The following is a 19567-nucleotide window of genomic DNA, read 5'->3' as shown; positions in this document are numbered from 1 at the left end:
GATATATTTACTAACTTTTTAGTGTAGTTAAGCATCTCCGCCAATGCCGTATATACTCTCTCTACGTAAATGAAACAGTACTACTACCATTCAAATTAATTCCTATTCATGTAGCTAACTCTTGTTAAGAAACAGGCATACCTGCTTTATTACAATCTCTTTCCGTCACATCCATCACAGCTTTAGAATTTGAAATTATTTTCTGAAGTTTTTTAGCTTTTTCTAAATTTTTATATTTAGCTTTTTTTGTTACCGCAGTTGTTTTATTCATATATGTTAAAGAGCTACAACTCAAAAAGAAGACTTTTTTATAGTCAGAATCAGTTAATTTAGCACCACTTAACTCTTTATCTGCTAGACGATCCATAGCTGCTGAATTGTATTTTATACCTTTTTGATAAGGTGCTATTTCTTTATTAAATTCAGTCAATAGGGAGTTTCCTGCGGCTACTTCTAAACTTACAGCACTTAAGACTATTAGGAAAAAAATTGCTCTTTTCATATCAATATCCAATCATTCTTTATTAATCGTCTTTCTGTTTGAGAAAGCTAATATCGCCTTTTATGAATCTATATCCCCAGTATAGAAAAATTGGTAGCAGAAAAATTACAAATTCTTCCGTAGTTCCATCAAATAGAAGCAGTAAAGGAAACAGTGAATATATTACAGTTATGACGATAGCTATTCTGTCTTTTTTTACCATTTTAATTCTGCGTAAATTCTAAAATTATATTGGCTAATATTACCTAATATTCTTTAATTTCATATAGCTGAATTCGATCAACTTTAGCAATAATATCTCTGTTTTAATCATTTAATTGGTTTGATAACCTACTGTCATAGGAATAAAACAATTTATTGAGTCGAATACATAACATGACTACCGAAACACCAAAAAACTATAGTTGAATGAAAAATCCTAATCTTTGATCACTCACATTCATAAAATTTAGATCTAAGCATTAAATGAAATAGTTGGCATAACACTATATAAATGAGGGTATAAAAAAACCAGCGCTTCGGCGCTGGTTTTTTACATCATTAACTTAAGTTAGTTTTGCATCAACTTATTGAGCAGCCTCAAGAGCAGCATTCAAAGTTGCGCTTGGACGCATTACAGCATTTACTTTTGCTGTATCTACAGCGTAGTAACCACCGATGTCCGCAGCTTTACCTTGAACTTCAGCAAGTTCTGCAACGATTTTTTCTTCGTTTTCAGCAAGTGCTTGAGCAAGAGGAGCGAATTTCGCTTTAAGATCTGCATCTTCGTCTTGCGCAGCAAGTTCTTCAGCCCAGTATTTAGCAAGGTAGAAGTGGCTGCCACGGTTGTCTAGTTCGCCAGTACGACGTGATGGAGACTTGTCATTGTCAAGCAATTTACCAGTCGCAGCATCAAGCGTATTTGCAAGAAGTTTAGCTTTCGCGTTGTCTTCTTTGATGCCCATTTCTTCTAGAGAAACAGCAAGCGCCAAGAACTCACCTAAAGAATCCCAACGTAAGTGGTTTTCTTCTACAAGTTGTTGTACGTGTTTAGGCGCAGAACCACCCGCACCAGTTTCATACATGCCGCCACCAGCCATTAGAGGCACGATAGAAAGCATTTTCGCAGAAGTACCCAATTCCATGATTGGGAACAAGTCTGTGAGGTAATCACGTAGGATGTTACCAGTTACAGAAATTGTATCTAGGCCACGAGCAACACGTTCAAGTGTATAACGCATAGCACGTACTTGAGACATGATTTGAATGTCTAAACCAGTAGTGTCGTGCTCTTTCAAGTAAGTTTGAACTTTCTTGATGAGTTCGTTTTCGTGTGGACGGTACGGGTCAAGCCAGAAGATCGCAGGCATGCCTGAGTTGCGTGCACGAGTCACAGCAAGTTTCACCCAGTCACGGATTGGAGCGTCTTTCACTTGGCACATACGCCAGATATCGCCTTCTTCTACGTTTTGTGACATCAACACTTCACCAGTTTCTAGGTCAGTGATGTTTGCAACACCCGCTTCAGCGATTTCAAAAGTTTTGTCGTGTGAGCCGTATTCTTCAGCTTTTTGCGCCATCAAACCAACGTTTGGAACTGTACCCATAGTACGTGGGTCAAAGTTACCATTCCATTTACAGAAATTGATCATTTCTTGGTAGATACGCGCGAAAGTAGATTCAGGCATTACAGCTTTAGCATCGTATTGTTTGCCATCAGCACCCCACATTTTACCACCCGCACGGATCATTGCAGGCATAGATGCATCTACAATGACGTCATTAGGTGAGTGGAAGTTAGTGATGCCTTTTGCAGAATCAACCATTGCAAGTGCAGGACGGTGTTCTTGGCAAGCATGTAAGTCAGCAATGATTTCTTCACGAAGAGAAGTCGGAAGAGTTTCAATTTTTTCGTAAAGACCAGACATACCGTTGTTGATGTTAATACCTAACTCATCAAACAATTTGCCGTGTTTTTCGAATGCATCTTTGTAGTAAATCTTCACACAGTGACCGAAAACGATTGGGTGAGACACCTTCATCATGGTCGCTTTTACGTGTAGAGAGAACAAAATGCCTGCTTCTTTACAATCATCTAATTCTTTTTCATAGAAGTCGCAAAGTGCTTTTTTGCTCATGAACATTGAGTCGATGATTTCGCCTTCTTGAAGCGCAACTTTTGGCTTAAGAACAACAGTTTCACCAGACTTCGTGATCAATTCCATTTTTACATTGCGAGCGCGGTCTAAAGTCATCGACTTTTCGCCGTGGTAGAAGTCACCTTCGTCCATGTGAGAAACGTGAGTTTGTGACCACTGTTTCCATTCGCTCATAGAGTGCGGATGTTTCTTCGCGTAATTTTTTACTGCAGTAGGCGCACGACGGTCAGAGTTACCTTCACGAAGTACAGGGTTTACAGCAGAACCTAAGCATTTACTATAACGCGCCTTGATTTCTTTTTCTTCCTCAGTCGCTGGGTTTTCTGGGTAGTTCGGAATTGCAAAACCTTTGGACTGTAATTCTTTAATGCAAGCAGTTAATTGGCCAACTGAAGCACTGATGTTCGGAAGTTTGATAATGTTTGTGCTTGGATCTTGGGTTAATTGTCCAAGCTCTGCCAAGTTATTTGGCACCTTTTGTTCTTCGCTTAGATAGTCTGAAAATTCAGCGAGTACACGTGCTGCAACTGAGATATCGCGTTTAACGATTTCAACGCCAGCAGGTTTAGTAAAGGTTTCAATGATCGGCAGCAGAGAGTAAGTCGCCAATAATGGCGCCTCGTCGGTCAGTGTGTAGATGATAGTTGACTTTCCACCAGCCATATATAGCCCCTTGCTTTAGATTGTGTCTTTGAGGTCCGAGCTTGTGGCTCGCCTCTATGAACCGATTTGCTTAAATAAAACTATGAAAGTATCGGGGTTCATTGCTTTTCAGTCAACGCAAGATCCTGTGATGTGGTCATTTCGTAGAAAAATGATACAAAAGAAGTGCAGTTTGACGCCCAATTTTAGCGCAAAACCGAGAAGGGAAATATTGAAAGCTTGTTATTCATAGCTTAAAGCTATTGAACAATTAAATTTATATCATTTTTTTGGGGCTGATCTGTTCTTTATGGCTCGTTCGAGTTTTAGTTGTAAAGTAAAGCGTTTGATAGGTCAAACCGAATGCCTTAACTTTTAGGTGTAGATTTGGTGCGGAAGTTCGAAAATTAGTCAGGATTGGGGACTTTATTAAAGAACGACGTGAGTTTGATGCTACGTTTGACTTTGAACGTTCGCGGAATGTTTATGCGATAACTTATATATCTGATGAATAAGGCATGGCTATTTTTTAGCTTCAGTCATTTGGGTGAATGAGTTCATGTACAGTAGAAGCATGAAACGAATCTTTAGCTCAGTTTAATAAAGTAAAAGCAAGCAAGTATGGTTTAATGCTCAAATGACACACACAACTGATAAAAACTAATAAATTAGTCTAATAGAAAAACTTAAAAATAGATTCATTTAGTGTAGCTGACTGAAACGAGCATCCTGATGAGCAATCTGGTCATAGAATAGTCATAAAACTCACTATTTTTTGTGATGGAGTTAAAGAAAATTAAACCCAGTTTTTTAGGTCTTATGTAAGTGAATATTTCTTTTAGTCATGTTTTTAGTTTGCATAAAACGCGAAAAGTACGATTTAAAATAAACAGTTAATAAAATTTAAATTAATTTAAGTTTTTAATTTTATTGTTTTAATTTTTGTTTTACCTTTAATGTTATGTTCTTTATAGATATTTTTATTTTCTAATTGGATGAAAGTTCGATTAAATAGCGCATTCGTAAATGATGTTTATTTTTTTGTTGGGTTTTGTTATTGAGTGTTTGGGCTATTTTTGCTATTAATCTTGAACAGAACAGTTGGTTTTTATCTTTAAGATAAACCCTGAGGAGAGCAACGGGATGGCTTTACGTTTACTGGATATTGGTACACAAACCGAATTATTAACTGCCTGTCGTTTGTCTTTATTGATGGGGGTTTATACGGACGACAACCGCATTGCAGAATTTTTAAAGTTCGCGCGTGGTATTGTGCAAGTCGATAATGCTGTCCTCGCATTTAAAAATGAACCTTATATATGGTATGCGTCAGAGCACATATTTAAGGCCTTTATGGCCGAAGCTGATGATGATCGTCTAGATCAGTTTTTTGCTGAACATTCTCGTATAGACCGAGACGCTGAAAATTACCAAGCTTATTCCGACTATATGCAAGAACTGGGTTTAGGGCATCAGCGTTTAGTCGCTTTCGATTTAAAGTATGATCAAGAATCTATCGGTAAAGTTATTTTATTCGATGATCAAGTCACTGCATTTGAAGCCAAACAATTAAAGATCGTTGAAGAATTTGTACAAAGTCTAGTCAATATTATTCAACTTCGTGTTGAAAATGCCGAATTAAAAGAAGCCTATGAACAGCAGTCGGCACTGAATTTTAGTAAGACTAAATTTTTCCAAATTATTGCGCATGATTTAAGAGCCCCTTTTCATGGTCTACTTGGATTTTCTGAAGTTTTGGCACAGGAGCGTCATACCTTAGATGATTCGAGTGTGCAAAATATTGCAGACTATTTATATGACACCACACAGTCGACGTATAACCTTTTAGAAAGCTTATTAAACTGGGCTATGGCAGAAGGTGGTCGCTTTGTTTATCACCCGATTAATTTTGATTTACATCAGTCTGCAAAAATCGTAAGTGATGTCTTAAATAGCTTGGCTGTGAAGAAAAATATTCGACTGATCAATGCCGTGCCTGAAGGTATTAAAGTCAATGCAGATATCAATATGATCACATCAGTGATGCAAAACTTGGTGTCAAACGCATTGAAATTTACCCATACCGATGGTAGAGGTGTGGTGACGATTTCAGCCGATCGAGATGGAGAACGGGTTGTATTCACCATTCAAGATACTGGATTGGGGATGACCCAAGCTCAGATTGATGATTTATTTCAGCAAAAACTGACGGTTAGTATTAAAGGTACGGCAGGAGAACGTGGTACGGGGTTGGGTTTAGTCCTTTGTAAACGTTTTGTGGACTTAAATCAGGGTGAAATTGTGGTGAACTCGAAAGAAGGTGAAGGCACACAATTTAAAGTCTGGTTGCCACAGGCGACGAGCCTGCATCAAACCCTAAATACCGAGAGCAGCAGTGCACAGAAAGATGCGACCTTAAGTGAACTTTAATACGCATCTATTGGTATAAAAGCCTAAAAATACTTTTCCCTAAGCGTTATCAACTGTTATAACTAGAAAAAAATCACGCTAGGGTTTGTGAAATGAATACGGAGCAATTGCAGAAAACATTACGTGCCAGTCAATATGCTGAACAGGTGCTCGGAATCCATCAGGCCAGTTTAGAACAAGACTATGCAATTGATCAGTTTCAAACCTCGCTCAGTACAGCACAAATTCAACATTTTGTCGCAAGCAGCCTTGCCGATATCCAAGATGAAAATAGCTGGATGCGTGCAATTCGTGTGCTGCGCGCACGTCTGATGTTTCGTTGGATTTGGCAAGAAGCCAATCAACTCACCGATGTCGTCACCTTAACTCGAGAGCTTTCAGACTTTGCCGATGCGTCCATCTGTGCGGCAAAAGATTTTGCGCTGAATCCGTTGATTGCGAAATATGGCGAACCGCTAGGCTATAAGGGGAAAGTTCAAGACCTAATTGTGGTTGCCATGGGAAAACTTGGTGCACAGGAACTTAATCTTTCAAGTGATATTGATCTTATATTTGCCTTTGATGAACAAGGCGAAACCAACGGTCGAAAATGTATCGATGTACAACAGTTCTGTATTTTATGGGGACAAAAATTAATTTACCTGCTTGACCATATTACTGCAGACGGCTTTGTCTTCCGTGTAGATATGCGTCTACGCCCATGGGGTGATGGTTCTGCCTTGGCAATCAGTCATGCGGCATTAGAAAAATACTTAAGCCAGCATGGCCGAGAATGGGAACGCTATGCCTGGATTAAGGCACGTATCGTCACGGGCGGTAAAGAAGGCGCCGAGTTACTGGAAATGACCCGACCTTTCGTCTTCCGAAAATATGTCGATTACACCGCTTTCGAAGCCATGCGTGAAATGAAAGCCATGATCGAACGTGAAGTGCTACGTCGTAATATCGAAGATGACATTAAACTCGGTGCAGGCGGAATTCGTGAAGTAGAGTTTATTGTTCAAGTTTTTCAGCTCATCTATGGAGGTTCAAAACTCGAGCTGCAAGACCGTCAATGTTTAGTGAGTCTGCATCATTTAGGCGAAGTCGGATTATTAGAAAAAACCGCAGTTGCTGATTTAGAAGATGCGTATTTATTTTTACGTCGTATTGAACATGCGATTCAAGCACTCAATGATCAGCAAACCCAATCGTTGCCACATGAGCCTGAACCTCGCCAACGTATCTTAGATACTTTAGGTTTTGCGACCTGGGATGATTTTTTGCATGTGCTCAATCAGAAACGCGCCAAAGTCATTTACCAATTTGAGCATCTTATTAAAGAAAAAGAACCCGATCCGTTACTGGAAAGTTTTAGTCATTTAGAAGCCCAGTTGAACGATGTTTTAGATGATGATGCCAAAAATTTAATTCACGAATTTTGGTATGGACATGCGCTGAAAAAATTACCTGCCAAAGCAGTACAGCGTTTAAAAACCTTTTGGCCACATCTCATTGAGGCGATATTACAGTCAGATAAACCTCAGGTGGCCTTACTACGTCTCATGCCTTTGGTGGAGTCGGTGCTGCGCCGTACGGTCTATTTGGTGATGCTGATTGAGAGCAAAGGGGCATTACAACGATTAGTGAAAATGGCGACAGTCAGTCCTTGGATCTGCGAAGAATTGACGCATTATCCCGTGCTGTTGGACGAGTTTTTGTCGATGGATTTTGAGCTGCCAAAACGTAAAGATTTGGAAGATTCTCTACGTCAGCAATTGCTTCGAATTGAAATTGATCAAGTTGAAGACCAAATGCGTGTTCTTCGATTGTTTAAAAAATCCAATGTCTTAGCTGTTGCGGCCAGCGATGTTTTGGCAGAAAGTCCATTGATGAAAGTATCGGATGCATTGACCGATATTGCTGAAGTGTCGGTGAATGCAACCTTGCATTTGGCATATCAAATTGTTGCCAAAAAACATGGCTATCCAATCGATGCAGAAGGGCAGCGTTGTTCGATTGATCACACGGCTTTCGCGGTAATTGGTTATGGCAAGGTGGGTGGCATCGAGCTGGGTTATGGTTCGGACTTGGATTTGGTGTTTATTCACTATATGGACGAACAAGCCGATACCGATGGACAGAAACCAATTAGTGGCTTTGAATTTGCCATGCGGGTTGCACAAAAATTTATGTCCTTAATGACCACGCAAACCCTAGATGGTCGAGTGTATGAAGTGGATACACGTTTACGACCTTCGGGAGAGGCGGGGTTATTGGTGACCAGCTTAAAAGCCTTTGAGCAATATCAACATAAAAATGCTTGGGTCTGGGAGCATCAAGCTTTAGTACGTGCCAGAACGATTGCAGGTGAGCACAGTTTACGGATTGAAATTGAAAACTTGCGCTGCAATATTTTGACTCAGCCACGAGATGAGAACAATGTTCGTGCAGAAGTGCTCAAAATGCGCCAAAAAATGAAAGACCATCTAGGTTCTTCTAAAGAGCAGCAAAAAGATGGAATTTTTCATTTAAAACAAGATGCAGGTGGTATCGTTGACATCGAATTTATGGCACAGTATGCAGTATTAGCATGGAGTGGGTCGAATCCCGATCTCGCCCATTACTCTGACAACGTACGAATCCTTGAGGATGCCGCAAGAACGGATTGCTTATCCAGCGCCGATGCGACAGCATTGATTCAAGCTTATCTCCGTGAACGAGCCGAGAGCCACCGTTTAGCACTTGCGAATCAATCCATGCAAGTTTCAGCTGACGATTGGCACGATACCCGAGTGGTCGTTTGCAAGCTATGGCAAAGATTAATTGATCCAACTGCAACGTTTGCATTGGATAAAAATGACTGTGTATAAAAATTTGGAGTGTGTGCCATGAACTTGGCTGATCGTGATGGTTTTATTTGGCAAGATGGACAATTGGTTGATTGGCGTGAGGCGAAAACTCACGTATTAACACATACATTGCATTACAGCATGGGTGTGTTTGAAGGCGTCCGTGCTTATGAAACTCCGAATGGAACGGCTATTTTCCGTTTAAAAGAACACACTAAGCGTTTATTAAATTCTGCAAAAATTTATCAAATGAAAGTCCCATTTGATCATGCAGCATTAGAACAAGCTCAAATTGATGTGGTTCGTGAAAACAAATTGGCTTCTTGCTACCTACGTCCAATTATTTTTATTGGTTCAGAAAAATTAGGTATTGCAGCAACTGACAATACAATTCATGCTGTTGTTGCTGCATGGAGCTGGGGTGCTTACCTTGGTGATGAAGCGATGGCGAAGGGTATTCGTGTTAAAACGTCTTCATTTACGCACCATCATCCAAACGTGACCATGTGTAAAGCAAAAGCATCTGGTAACTATACTTTGTCAATTCTTGCACACCAAGAAGTGGCACATGCTGGCTATGACGAAGCAATGTTACTCGACCCACAAGGTTATGTATGTCAAGGTTCAGGCGAAAACGTATTCTTAGTTCGTGATGGTGTGATTCATACTCCTGACATCGCGGGTGGTGCACTTGATGGTATTACCCGTCAAACCATTATTACGATTGCGAAAGACCTTGGTTTTGAAGTAGTTGAACGTCGTATTACACGTGACGAATTCTACATTGCAGATGAAGCATTCTTCACAGGTACTGCTGCTGAAGTGACGCCAATCCGTGAATATGATGATCGTCAAATTGGTGAAGGTCGTCGTGGCCCAATTACTGAGCAAATTCAAACTGCATTCTTTAATGCTGTTCAGGGTAAAGACCCTAAATATGCACACTGGTTAACTTACGTAAAATAAGTTGATCGGTTAAGATGGAAAGGCGAAATGAAAGTTTCGCCTTTTTTTATGGCCCTAGATTATTGAAAGATTGGAAAGTGACTATGCATATTGTTTATGTCAGTGATGGTAAAGCCGGACATTGCTCACAAGCCTTAGGGTTATTTAAAGCTATGCAGCGTCAATATACATCGACTGTTACTTTTCAAGAAATTTCAATTGATGATTTACCGATCGGCACATTGCTGTCGGGTCTATTTCGTCATCAAGTCGCAGGTGTGGATCAGGCGCCGAATTATATTTTTGGTGTCGGGAGTCATACTCATTTTCGTGTATGGTTATTCGGACAAGTTTATCGACAAGCTAAAACCGTTATTTTAATGAAACCAAGTCTACCTTTTGCTTTGTTTGATTATGCGGTGATTCCAGAACATGATGGGGTTACTGCATCCAAAAAAGTGTTGGTCACTCAAGGTGCATTAAATCCAATTGTGAATGAACAGCGCCATCAGCAAGGGCGAATTTTGATTGCCTTAGGTGGCTCGTCGAAACGCCATCAATGGAATGATGCAAAAGTACTTAACTCAATCCAACACATAACCGCAGATAACCCAGAAGCAGAAATTATATTAACCACCTCTCGTCGTACACCGAAGGCATTTTTGAACGTATTGGAACAACAAAATTTTTCTGCGCAACTTCAGATTTATCCAGTGGAACAAACGCCGCAAGGTTGGATTTTTAAGGAAATGCAAAAAGCCGAAGCCGTCTGGGTGACAGGGGATAGTGTGTCGATGATTTATGAGGCACTGACTGCGGGGTGTAAAGTCGGGGTGATTCAAATTGATCGTTTGAAAGAGGACCGTATTACAGGTTCGGTGGATTTGATTTTGCAAAAGGGTTTGGTTTCTTTATCAACTTCAAGTTCGGAATTGACTGAACCTAGTGCTTTTAAAGAAGCGGATCGTGTGGCAACATATCTTTTGACAAAATAACTGGTCGTAACCGTGATTTATATATTCATTTTTCTGTTGGTTTTGATGATTGCATTTAGTCTTAAATATGCATGGTGGAAACCAGCGGTAGATTGGAAAAGACCGCGCGTCTTAATGTATCACATGGTACGCGAACACATTGATGGTGCAAAATTTAATAAGTTGAGGGTGAAACCTGAAGAGTTTGAGAAGCAAGTGGCTTGGATGAAAGCCGAGGGTTTTTATTTTGTGACGATGCATGAGTTGCAACAAAACTGGGGACAGCATCCGGAAAAAACTGTTGCCATCACATTTGATGACGGTTATCTGGATAATTTGGAAAATGCTTATCCAATCTTAGAAAAATATCAAGCTAAAGCGACGATCTATGTAGTGGTGGATCGTCATGACCGAGACTGGTCAACCTATAAAAAAGCTCATCACAATAGCGGTGAGTTAGCGCGAGAACCTAAACTGAATGATGAGCAAGTTCAGTATTTGGCACATAGTGGTCTTGTTGAAATTGGTTCGCATACTTTGACGCATGCCAATTTGGATAAATTAGATGATGCAGGATGCGTGTTTGAACTTACAGAATCTAAAAAACAATTAGAGCAATTAATTGGTACGTCTGTGAGTAGTTTTGCTTATCCTTTTGGTATTTATTCGAATCGTGATGTATGTCTGGCAAAGGAAGCAGGTTATAGTAATGCTGTGACCACCAAAGAGGGGATTGATGGTCTCAGTCCTGACTTTATGCAATTACAACGGATCAAAATTAGTGGTAAAGATTCGATGTTGGCAGTGAAATGCCGTTTGAAACTTGGTCAGCGTGGATTATAACAGAGAGAAGAATCATGCATATTTGTTTGGTCATGGCCGGTGATGAAGAGGGTGGTTTAGAAAAACATGTAGTTGAATTGGCACAGGGCTTAACTCAACATGGACATGTTGTTACAGTAATTGCGCATGAAAAATACCGAGCACGTTTGGTGCCGCTTAATTTTATTGCAGTTGATCTGAGCAAAAGTCGCCGTAATCTGTGGGTTTTATATCAACTATATCAAGCCTTAAAAACATTAAATCCCGATATCGTTCATGTGCATGGTAACAAGGCAGCTGTCATGGTTGGGGGATTGTTGCCATTCCTTAAACAAAAAAGTGTTGCAACGCTGCATAGCCGTAAGAAAAACACAAAAATGTTTAAGAATTTTGATGCGGTGATTGCCGTTAGCCCAAATGCAGCAGAAGTATTAAATCATCCAAATAAATGTGTTGTCCTGAATGGGATTGTTCCGCCTATTTTAAATCCTACGATCAAAAAACCTGCACAGCCGATTGTTTTGGCTGTGGGACGATTGGTGCCTGTTAAAGGTTTTGATATTTTAATTCAGGCGTGGAAAGGTATCGAAAATGCTGAATTATGGATTGCTGGAGAAGGTTTTGAGCAGGAAAAACTGGAACGGCTCATCAGTGATAATCATTTGAATGATACTGTTAAATTATTAGGTTATCGAACGGATATCACCAGCTTAATGCAACAGGCTTCGCTTTATGTTATGTCTTCTCATTATGAAGGTTGTCCTTATACCATGGTGGAAGCGTTATTGTGTGAAACACCCATGATTTCAACTGCAGTTGGAGCAATGGCTGTTATTTTACCGCAGCAATATTTATGTCCTGAAAATGACGTCCCGGCATTGCATTTGTTAATACAGAAAGCTTTGAATGATTTTGGACAAATTCAAATGGATCACCAGCCTGTATTTGAATTTGCTAAAGAGCAATTGGTACTGGATGGTATGATTGATAATATTGAAAAAGTTTATGGATCAGTACTTGATGAATGAAGTGAAGCCATTCATATTGGCGATCTCTGATGGTAAAGCGGGTCATGAAACACAGACGCAGGGTTTGGTACAGTTGCTTAATGCATCCAATGAATTCGAAGTAAAATGGATTACAATTAAACTTCCTGATAAATGGCTTTACCGTTATTTAAGATTTTTACTCAAATTTTCCTGTAATACTGCTTGGCTCAAATACTTTATAACTCAGGAAGAATGGTCTCGGCTTCATAATCGAACGATACGTTATATTGTTTCATCGGGTGGAAACACGCTTGTGGTAAATGCTTTATTGAAACAGTATTTCTGTGAACAGAATAAAACTCAAAATATTGTTGCAAGTTCTTTACATGGGATCCCAGCACGATTGTTTGATGTTGTATTTACTATTCATAAAGAACAAAAACAATTTCCTCATTATGTTTATTATCCGATTGCGCCCAACAAAATGACAGCATTGCCATTAACACAAACTCAGTCACGTCAGCACCTGGGGATTGAGGAAAATGAACAGGTAATTACTGTTTTACTGGGGGCAGATACAAAAACTGTAAAAATAGGATCGGTGGAAAAATGGGGACAGGCTTTATTGGAAATTCGCGCACAATATCCACAGGCAAGAATTTTATTGAGCTCCTCCCGGCGTACTCCAATCGTCTTTGAAAAATCTTTGGAACAAGTATTGCAGCAAGCAAACATTATCCATAAGAATGATCAATTTGTATGGGTCGCACAAGGGCAGAGCTGTGATGTAAAAGACTTTATTAAAGCCGCAGACTGGGTTTTGGCAAGCCCTGATTCAACTTCCATGGTCGCTGAGGTGATTATGGCTGAACAAAATTTGATTGTTATGGAAGCCGAGAGCATATCAGATGCAGATATTCAGCAGCAACTGGATTTTTTGCAACAACAGAAGCAACTTATTTTATGGCATTTAGCCTCTCCGGTTGTACTACGTGATTTGCTTAAACAGCTGGATTTAAAATCACATACCCAATTATTCAGTCAAATTTTAAAAAATGGCTTAAAATAATCAATAAAATAAATTAATTCTTCTGAATGTGAGTGATTTATGCAGGAGCCTGCGATGCTCGACCATGTAAATGAAAATACGATCGTTTTCGTAGTGGGGTCCCCGCTACAGTTATTAAATGCAATAGAAGCAAGAGATCGTTTTCATTTACAGGATAAAACACATATTTTTGTGATTTGGGCAAAATCGGTTGAATATCAGCAAATGTGTCAGATGCTTGATGCCGAATGGTCTGAAACCTATATTTATCAGCACACCAAGGCTTTTAAATTATTTTACTCATGGATGTTGTCATCTGTACTGACTACGTTGGGAAGTGTTCATCGTTTATATTTGGGCTACCCATTTAAAATACGGGCACACTTTGCCAATCAGTTGAAAGCGGAAAAAACTATCTTTCTTGATGATGGTAATGCATCATTGATTCTAGCTCAGGAACTCAGTGGTCAGGTGCTTTATCAAAAGCATCAGCCACAATGGTACGACCACGTATTGCTTAGAAAGATTGATTTGCAGTATGCAAAAAATGCTTATTTCTTTACAGCATATACAGAAATGCAATGGCCATTAGAAAAAGTCATTCCGAATGATTATCGTTGTATTAAACAGCATGTAGATAGTGTTAATTGTGGTGTGAATACTGAGGTGATGTTTATTGGTTCAGCAATAGCTGGTGCCGTTGTCAACACAGAACAAGAAAAACATCTGATTCGGGCTATGGCTAATTATTATCAGGAAAGTCAGGTTTTATATGTTCTACACCGGTTTGAAGATTTTGCATATTTTCAGTCAGAATTTAAAGAATTGAACATCACATTTGTGCAATTTGACAGTGCAGTGGAACTCGCTTTATTTCAGAATAAAATTTATCCAAAAAAGATATCGAGTTTCTGTTCTTCTGCTTTAAACACCTTGGCAATGCTGTATGATTGTCACTTTGAAGTCTTGGCAATTCCTCAGCCCTGGATGGAAACGAGTGTGGCTAAACGATTAGAAATCATTTATGAGGACTTTGCTCAACGGGGAATTTTCATTCAGGATATTACTAAGGAAATTAACAATGTCGCTTAATGCGAAATCTATTTTAATCACAGGTGGTACAGGTTCATTTGGTAAAGCGTTTGTGAAGCGTATTCTTACGGACTATCCAGAAATCAAACGTGTTGTCATCTTTAGCCGCGATGAGCTCAAACAATTTGAAATGAGCCAGACTTTTAGTGAAGCTGAATATCCAATGATTCGTTATTTCATTGGTGATATTCGTGATGAGGCCAGAATTCGCCGAGCATTGGAAGGCATTGATATTGTTGTGCATGCAGCTGCTTTGAAGCAGGTTCCTGCTGCTGAATACAATCCATTTGAATGTATTAAAACAAACATTCTTGGCGCTCAGAATCTGATTGAAGCCTGTCTAGATTCCAACGTAAAAAATGTTGTTGCACTCTCTACAGATAAAGCCGCAGCACCAATTAACTTATATGGTGCAACAAAGTTGTGTTCAGATAAGTTATTTGTAGCAGCAAATAATATTAAAGGCCCACGTGAAATGCGTTTCAGCGTTGTTCGTTATGGCAATGTTATGGGCAGTCGTGGTTCTGTTATTCCATTTTTCCTCGGTAAGAAGAAAAGTGGGGTGTTACCGATTACAGATACAGCAATGACACGTTTTAACATCTCTCTAGATGATGGTGTGGATATGGTGTTGTGGGCAATTCAACATGCATTGGGCGGCGAGGTTTTAGTACCCAAAATTCCATCTTACCGAATTACTGATGTCGCAGAAGCGATTGCACCTGAAGCAGAACATCCTGTTGTTGGTATTCGACCTGGTGAAAAAGTACATGAAGAAATGATCACTGAAAGTGACAGTTTCAATACTTATGATTTGGGACGTTACTTTGCAATTTTACCTTCTGCTGATCAAGTGCTAGGGAAAAAATATGCAGAGAAAGAAGGTGTGGTCAAAGTTCCTGAGGGCTTCTGCTATAACTCTGGCACCAATACTGAGTTTTTAAGTGTAGAGGAAATTCGTGAATTAATTGTTCAACATGTTGATTCATCATTTAAAATTTAAAATTTATTCGCCTGATTTCATGTGCTGAGTCAGGCACCATTTAGAGTCCAGAACATGATACCTTATGGTCGCCAAACCATTTCTGATGAAGATATTGCGGCGGTTGTCGCTGTTTTAAAATCTGATTTTCTGACGCAGGGCCCAGCTGTTCCACAGTTTGAGCAAAGTATTGCAAATTATTGTGGTGCCAAATATGCGGTTGCAGTCAATAGTGCAACCTCAGCATTGCATATTGCCTGCCTAGCATTAGGTGTCAAGGAAGGAGATTATGTTTGGACGACACCAAATACATTCGTTGCAAGTGCAAATTGTGCCCGTTATTGTGGGGCAAAAATCGATTTTGTTGATATAGATCCACTGACATTTAACTTGTCGCCTGAAAAACTTGAAGAAAAATTAAAGCAGGCAGAACAGAAAGGTTGTTTACCCAAGGTGGTGATTCCTGTCCATTTTTCAGGCTTATCCTGTGATATGGAAAAAATATACGCATTATCAAAACAATATAATTTTAAAATTATTGAAGACGCATCTCATGCGATTGGTGGTCGATATCAGGACACAATCATAGGGTGCGGAAAATATAGTGATATTACAGTCTTCAGCTTCCATCCTGTTAAAATTATTACCACCGCAGAAGGTGGGATGGCAGTCACCAATGATCCGGAACTCGCCACACAGATGCAACTGTATCGTTCACATGGCATCACCCGTGATGCAGATCAATTGCTTGAAGAGAGTCATGGTCCCTGGTACTACGAACAACAGCAACTGGGTTTTAATTATCGTATGACCGAATTGCAGGCTGCTTTGGGTACAACACAATTGACTCATTTGGATGAGTGGGTTGCACGTCGCCATGAACTCGCGCACAGATATGATGCGTTGTTGGCAGATTTACCGGTCATTTTACCGCAGCATTCTGGGCGTGATTATTCGGGATTACATTTATATGTGATTCAATTGGATGAATCCAGGACATCATTGGACCGTAAATTTATCTTTGGTGAATTACGACGTTTGGGAATAGGGGTAAATGTACATTATATTCCTGTACATACCCAACCTGATTTCCAGGCGCTTGGTTTTAAATGGGGAGATTTTCCTCATAGTGAATATTATTACAAACGCTGTATTTCACTACCTTTGTATGCAACTTTGACAGATGCTCAGCAAGACCAGGTGGTGAATACCTTATCTCAGATTTTGACAGGAATTGCTCAATGAAACTGGGGTTGGGAACTGTTCAGTTTGGTTTGAGTTATGGCGTTGCCAATGCTTCTGGACAGGTCAGTCTGACTGAAGTTAAAAATATTTTAGCTTTGGCTCATACAGTGGGTATTCGAACTTTGGATACAGCAATTGCCTATGGCAACAGTGAAGCGTGCCTAGGGCAGGCAGGGGTAGAACAGTTTAATATTGTTTCCAAACTCCCTCCATTACCTGAAAATGTAGACGTAAATGAATGGGTGGAGACACAAATTCAGGCCTCTTTACAGCGACTAAACTTAAAACAGCTTGATGCATTATTATTACATCGCTCATTAGACATTGTTGAGTCACAAGGTGTGGTGTTGCAGCAGGCTCTGCAGCATGCTGTTGATCGAGGTTGGCTAAAAGCAGTGGGTATTTCGATCTATAATCCTGTCGAACTTGAGCAGATTATTCCAATATGGAAGCCCGATTTAATTCAAAGCCCTTTGAATATTTTTGATCAGCGTTTGATTCAGTCTGGCTGGTTACAAAAGCTTAATGAGCTGGGTATTCGGGTACATACTCGTTCGGTTTTTTTACAAGGTTTGTTGTTGATGCCTGAGGAAAATATTCCTGCATATTTTCAACCGTGGACTAAATATTTGTCTGCATGGCATAAATGGTGTAATGAAAAGAATATTGAGCCGATTGCGGCTGCAATTGCATTTTTGAATGGAATTACAGAAGTTGAAAACATTATTGTTGGAGTGGACAGCGAAGCTCAGCTGCAACAAATTGTGGAAAGTGCCCGCGTACAGATCGATACCGATTGGCAACACTGGGCAATTTCAGATAAGGCACTGATAGAGCCTTCACGTTGGCAACTGAATAAATAAGTTGGAAAATATGTCACAGGTTCACTCATTACGTATTATCGCAATTGTACAGGCCCGTATGGGTTCCACCCGTTTACCCAATAAAGTGATGTGCCCGATTCAGGGTGTTCCAATGATTGAAATACTTTTGAAGCGTTTGTCAGCATCAAAATATATTAATCAAATATGGCTTGCCACTGCACAAAATCAAATAAATGTGCCCTTGGCGGAACATGTGATGGGGATGGGATATTCGGTATATCAAGGCGATGAAAATAATGTCCTTGATCGCTTTTATCAGACAGCTGTGCAAGCTCAGGCAGATGTTGTTATCCGGATTACAGGTGATTGTCCTTTAATTGATGCACAACTTGTCGATCAGGTGATTGATAAATATCTGTCAAGTCATGCCGACTATGTGAGTAACTGTTCACCTGCAAGTTTTCCTGATGGACTTGATACAGAAGTATTTTCATTTCAGGCACTTGAAAAAGCATGGCGACAGGCTGAAAGCCCGTTTGACCAAGAACATGTTACTCCGTTTTTACGTAATTCAGGCTTATTTAAAGTTGATAGTTATTGCTCTACAACAGATTATTCTGATGAGCGTTGGACAGTCGATGAACAAACCGATTTTGATGTTGTAGAAAAAGTTTTTCAGCATTTTCATCCTCGTATTGAATTCAGTTGGACTGAAGTATTGGAACTGCGCCAGACTCAGCCTCAAATTTTCGCAGCAAACCAGCATTTGATTCGAAATGAAGGAGCAACGATGAGCACAGGTCAAAAACTTTGGAAGCGTGCTAAAAGTGTCATTGCAGGGGGCAATATGTTGCTCTCTAAGCGACCAGAAATGTTTTTGCCAGAACAATGGCCAGCATATTTCAGTCGGGCCGAAGGTTGTACAGTATGGGATCTTGATGGTATAGCCTATACGGATATGACCATTATGGGTGTAGGGACCAACACCTTAGGTTATGGTGATCCTGAGGTAGATGAGGCAGTGCGTCAAACCGTAGCAGCAGGAAATATGTCTACTTTAAACTGTCCTGAGGAAGTGTATCTCGCGGAAAAGTTAATCGAGTTACATCCTTGGGCTGATATGGTACGTTTCGCCCGTTCAGGCGGTGAGGCCAATGCATTGGCGATTCGTATTGCCCGTGCAGCAAGCGGCAAAAGTAAAGTTGCTATTTGTGGCTATCATGGCTGGCATGATTGGTATCTTGCCGCAAACCTGGGTGATGAAAAAAATCTGGCGGGGCATTTATTACCAGGCTTGGAGCCTAATGGTGTGCCTGAAAATTTACGCGGTACTGTTTTTCCTTTTAATTATAACCGTTATGATGAGTTGGAAGCCTTGGTGAACCAGCATGATATTGGTGTGATAAAAATGGAAGTATCACGTAATCATGGTCCTGAAGATGGCTTTTTACAAAAAGTTCGGGATTTAGCGACAGCAAAAGGAATTGTACTAATTTTTGATGAATGTACTTCAGGATTTAGACAAACCTTTGGTGGATTACATAAACTATATGGCGTAGAGCCTGACATGGCCATGTTTGGTAAAGCGTTGGGTAATGGTTATGCAATTACCGCAACCATTGGTCGTAAAGAAATTATGGAAGCTGCACAGACTACATTTATCAGTAGTACCTTCTGGACAGAACGTATAGGACCAAGTGCTGCGTTAAAAACATTGGAAGTCATGGAAAAAAACCATTCGTGGGATATGATTACTCAGACAGGCTTAAAAATTAATGAGCGATGGAAGCAGTTGGGTCAAAAGCATGGCTTAAATGTTTTAACAAGCGGTTTACCTGCATTGACGAGCTTTTCCTTAAATAGTGATAATATGCTTGCCTATAAGACGCTGATTACTCAGGAAATGTTGAAAAAAGGGTATTTGGCTAGCAATGCCATTTATGTTTGTACCAAACATACTGATGATATTGTAAATGGCTATTTTGAGGCATTGGATCCAGTGTTTGCATTAATCAAAGAGTGTGAAGATGGTCGTGATGTACATTCTTTATTGAATGGCCCTATTTGTCATGCTGGTTTTAAACGATTAAATTAATAGGTTGA

Annotated in this window: 14 protein-coding genes; 12 read left to right on the top strand and 2 right to left on the bottom strand. The window is 39.9% G+C overall.

Going from position 1 to position 19567, the window contains the following annotated elements; all coding sequences use genetic code 11:
- Positions 1–124: 124 nt before the first annotated feature.
- A complete protein-coding gene (locus FTT76_RS09795; RefSeq protein WP_168378736.1) occupies positions 125–502 on the bottom strand; it encodes a hypothetical protein in 378 nt (125 codons plus the stop codon).
- A 566-nt stretch (positions 503–1068) separates the two neighbouring features.
- Positions 1069–3303, bottom strand: coding sequence for an NADP-dependent isocitrate dehydrogenase (locus tag FTT76_RS09790; RefSeq protein WP_180190426.1), 2235 nt, complete (start codon positions 3301–3303; stop codon positions 1069–1071).
- A gap of 1122 nt (positions 3304–4425) precedes the next feature.
- On the opposite strand from FTT76_RS09790, the gene FTT76_RS09785 reads away from it, so the two are divergent.
- The 12 genes from FTT76_RS09785 (at position 4426) to FTT76_RS09730 (ending at position 19559) form a co-directional block, all read left to right on the top strand.
- Positions 4426–5712, top strand: a complete 1287-nt coding sequence (locus FTT76_RS09785; RefSeq protein ID WP_180024557.1) for a sensor histidine kinase KdpD — start codon at positions 4426–4428, stop codon at positions 5710–5712.
- Between the two features lie 92 nt (positions 5713–5804).
- Positions 5805–8564 (top strand): bifunctional [glutamate--ammonia ligase]-adenylyl-L-tyrosine phosphorylase/[glutamate--ammonia-ligase] adenylyltransferase, encoded by a 2760-nt coding sequence (gene glnE, locus FTT76_RS09780; protein WP_180190425.1) that lies wholly within the window; start codon positions 5805–5807, stop codon positions 8562–8564.
- 18 nt (positions 8565–8582) lie between these two features.
- Complete coding sequence (locus FTT76_RS09775) at positions 8583–9509, top strand: branched-chain amino acid transaminase (protein ID WP_180163281.1); 927 nt, start codon at positions 8583–8585, stop codon at positions 9507–9509.
- A gap of 83 nt (positions 9510–9592) precedes the next feature.
- A complete protein-coding gene (locus FTT76_RS09770) occupies positions 9593–10483 on the top strand; it encodes an ELM1/GtrOC1 family putative glycosyltransferase (protein ID WP_180163280.1) in 891 nt (296 codons plus the stop codon).
- A gap of 12 nt (positions 10484–10495) precedes the next feature.
- Positions 10496–11305 carry a polysaccharide deacetylase family protein gene (locus FTT76_RS09765; protein WP_180164876.1) on the top strand — a complete coding sequence of 270 codons (810 nt, stop codon included), beginning with the start codon at positions 10496–10498 and terminating at the stop codon, positions 11303–11305.
- A gap of 14 nt (positions 11306–11319) precedes the next feature.
- The gene (locus FTT76_RS09760) at positions 11320–12312 is read left to right on the top strand and encodes a glycosyltransferase (RefSeq protein ID WP_180163278.1); all 993 of its coding nucleotides are present in this window, start codon (positions 11320–11322) and stop codon (positions 12310–12312) included.
- The gene (locus FTT76_RS09755) at positions 12305–13342 is read left to right on the top strand and encodes an ELM1/GtrOC1 family putative glycosyltransferase (protein WP_180163277.1); all 1038 of its coding nucleotides are present in this window, start codon (positions 12305–12307) and stop codon (positions 13340–13342) included. Before FTT76_RS09760 ends, FTT76_RS09755 begins: the two co-directional genes overlap by 8 nt.
- 39 nt (positions 13343–13381) lie before the next feature.
- Entirely contained in the window at positions 13382–14413 is a 1032-nt protein-coding gene (locus FTT76_RS09750; protein WP_180164874.1) for a hypothetical protein, read from the top strand.
- Positions 14403–15416 carry a UDP-N-acetylglucosamine 4,6-dehydratase (inverting) gene (gene pseB / locus FTT76_RS09745; protein ID WP_180163275.1) on the top strand — a complete coding sequence of 338 codons (1014 nt, stop codon included), beginning with the start codon at positions 14403–14405 and terminating at the stop codon, positions 15414–15416. The genes FTT76_RS09750 and pseB overlap by 11 nt, the downstream gene beginning before the upstream one ends.
- A 54-nt stretch (positions 15417–15470) precedes the next feature.
- Positions 15471–16640 (top strand): UDP-4-amino-4,6-dideoxy-N-acetyl-beta-L-altrosamine transaminase, encoded by a 1170-nt coding sequence (pseC, locus tag FTT76_RS09740; RefSeq protein ID WP_180164872.1) that lies wholly within the window; start codon positions 15471–15473, stop codon positions 16638–16640.
- Positions 16637–17503 carry an aldo/keto reductase gene (locus FTT76_RS09735; protein ID WP_180163273.1) on the top strand — a complete coding sequence of 289 codons (867 nt, stop codon included), beginning with the start codon at positions 16637–16639 and terminating at the stop codon, positions 17501–17503. Before pseC ends, FTT76_RS09735 begins: the two co-directional genes overlap by 4 nt.
- A gap of 10 nt (positions 17504–17513) precedes the next feature.
- Positions 17514–19559, top strand: coding sequence for an aminotransferase class III-fold pyridoxal phosphate-dependent enzyme (locus FTT76_RS09730; protein WP_180163272.1), 2046 nt, complete (start codon positions 17514–17516; stop codon positions 19557–19559).
- Positions 19560–19567: the final 8 nt, after the last annotated feature.

This window comes from Acinetobacter sp. YH01009 (assembly GCF_013420765.1).
Lineage (GTDB): Bacteria > Pseudomonadota > Gammaproteobacteria > Pseudomonadales > Moraxellaceae > Acinetobacter > Acinetobacter amyesii.
Note: the sequence above shows the minus strand (reverse complement) of the source record. Positions and strands in the feature narration are given on the sequence as shown.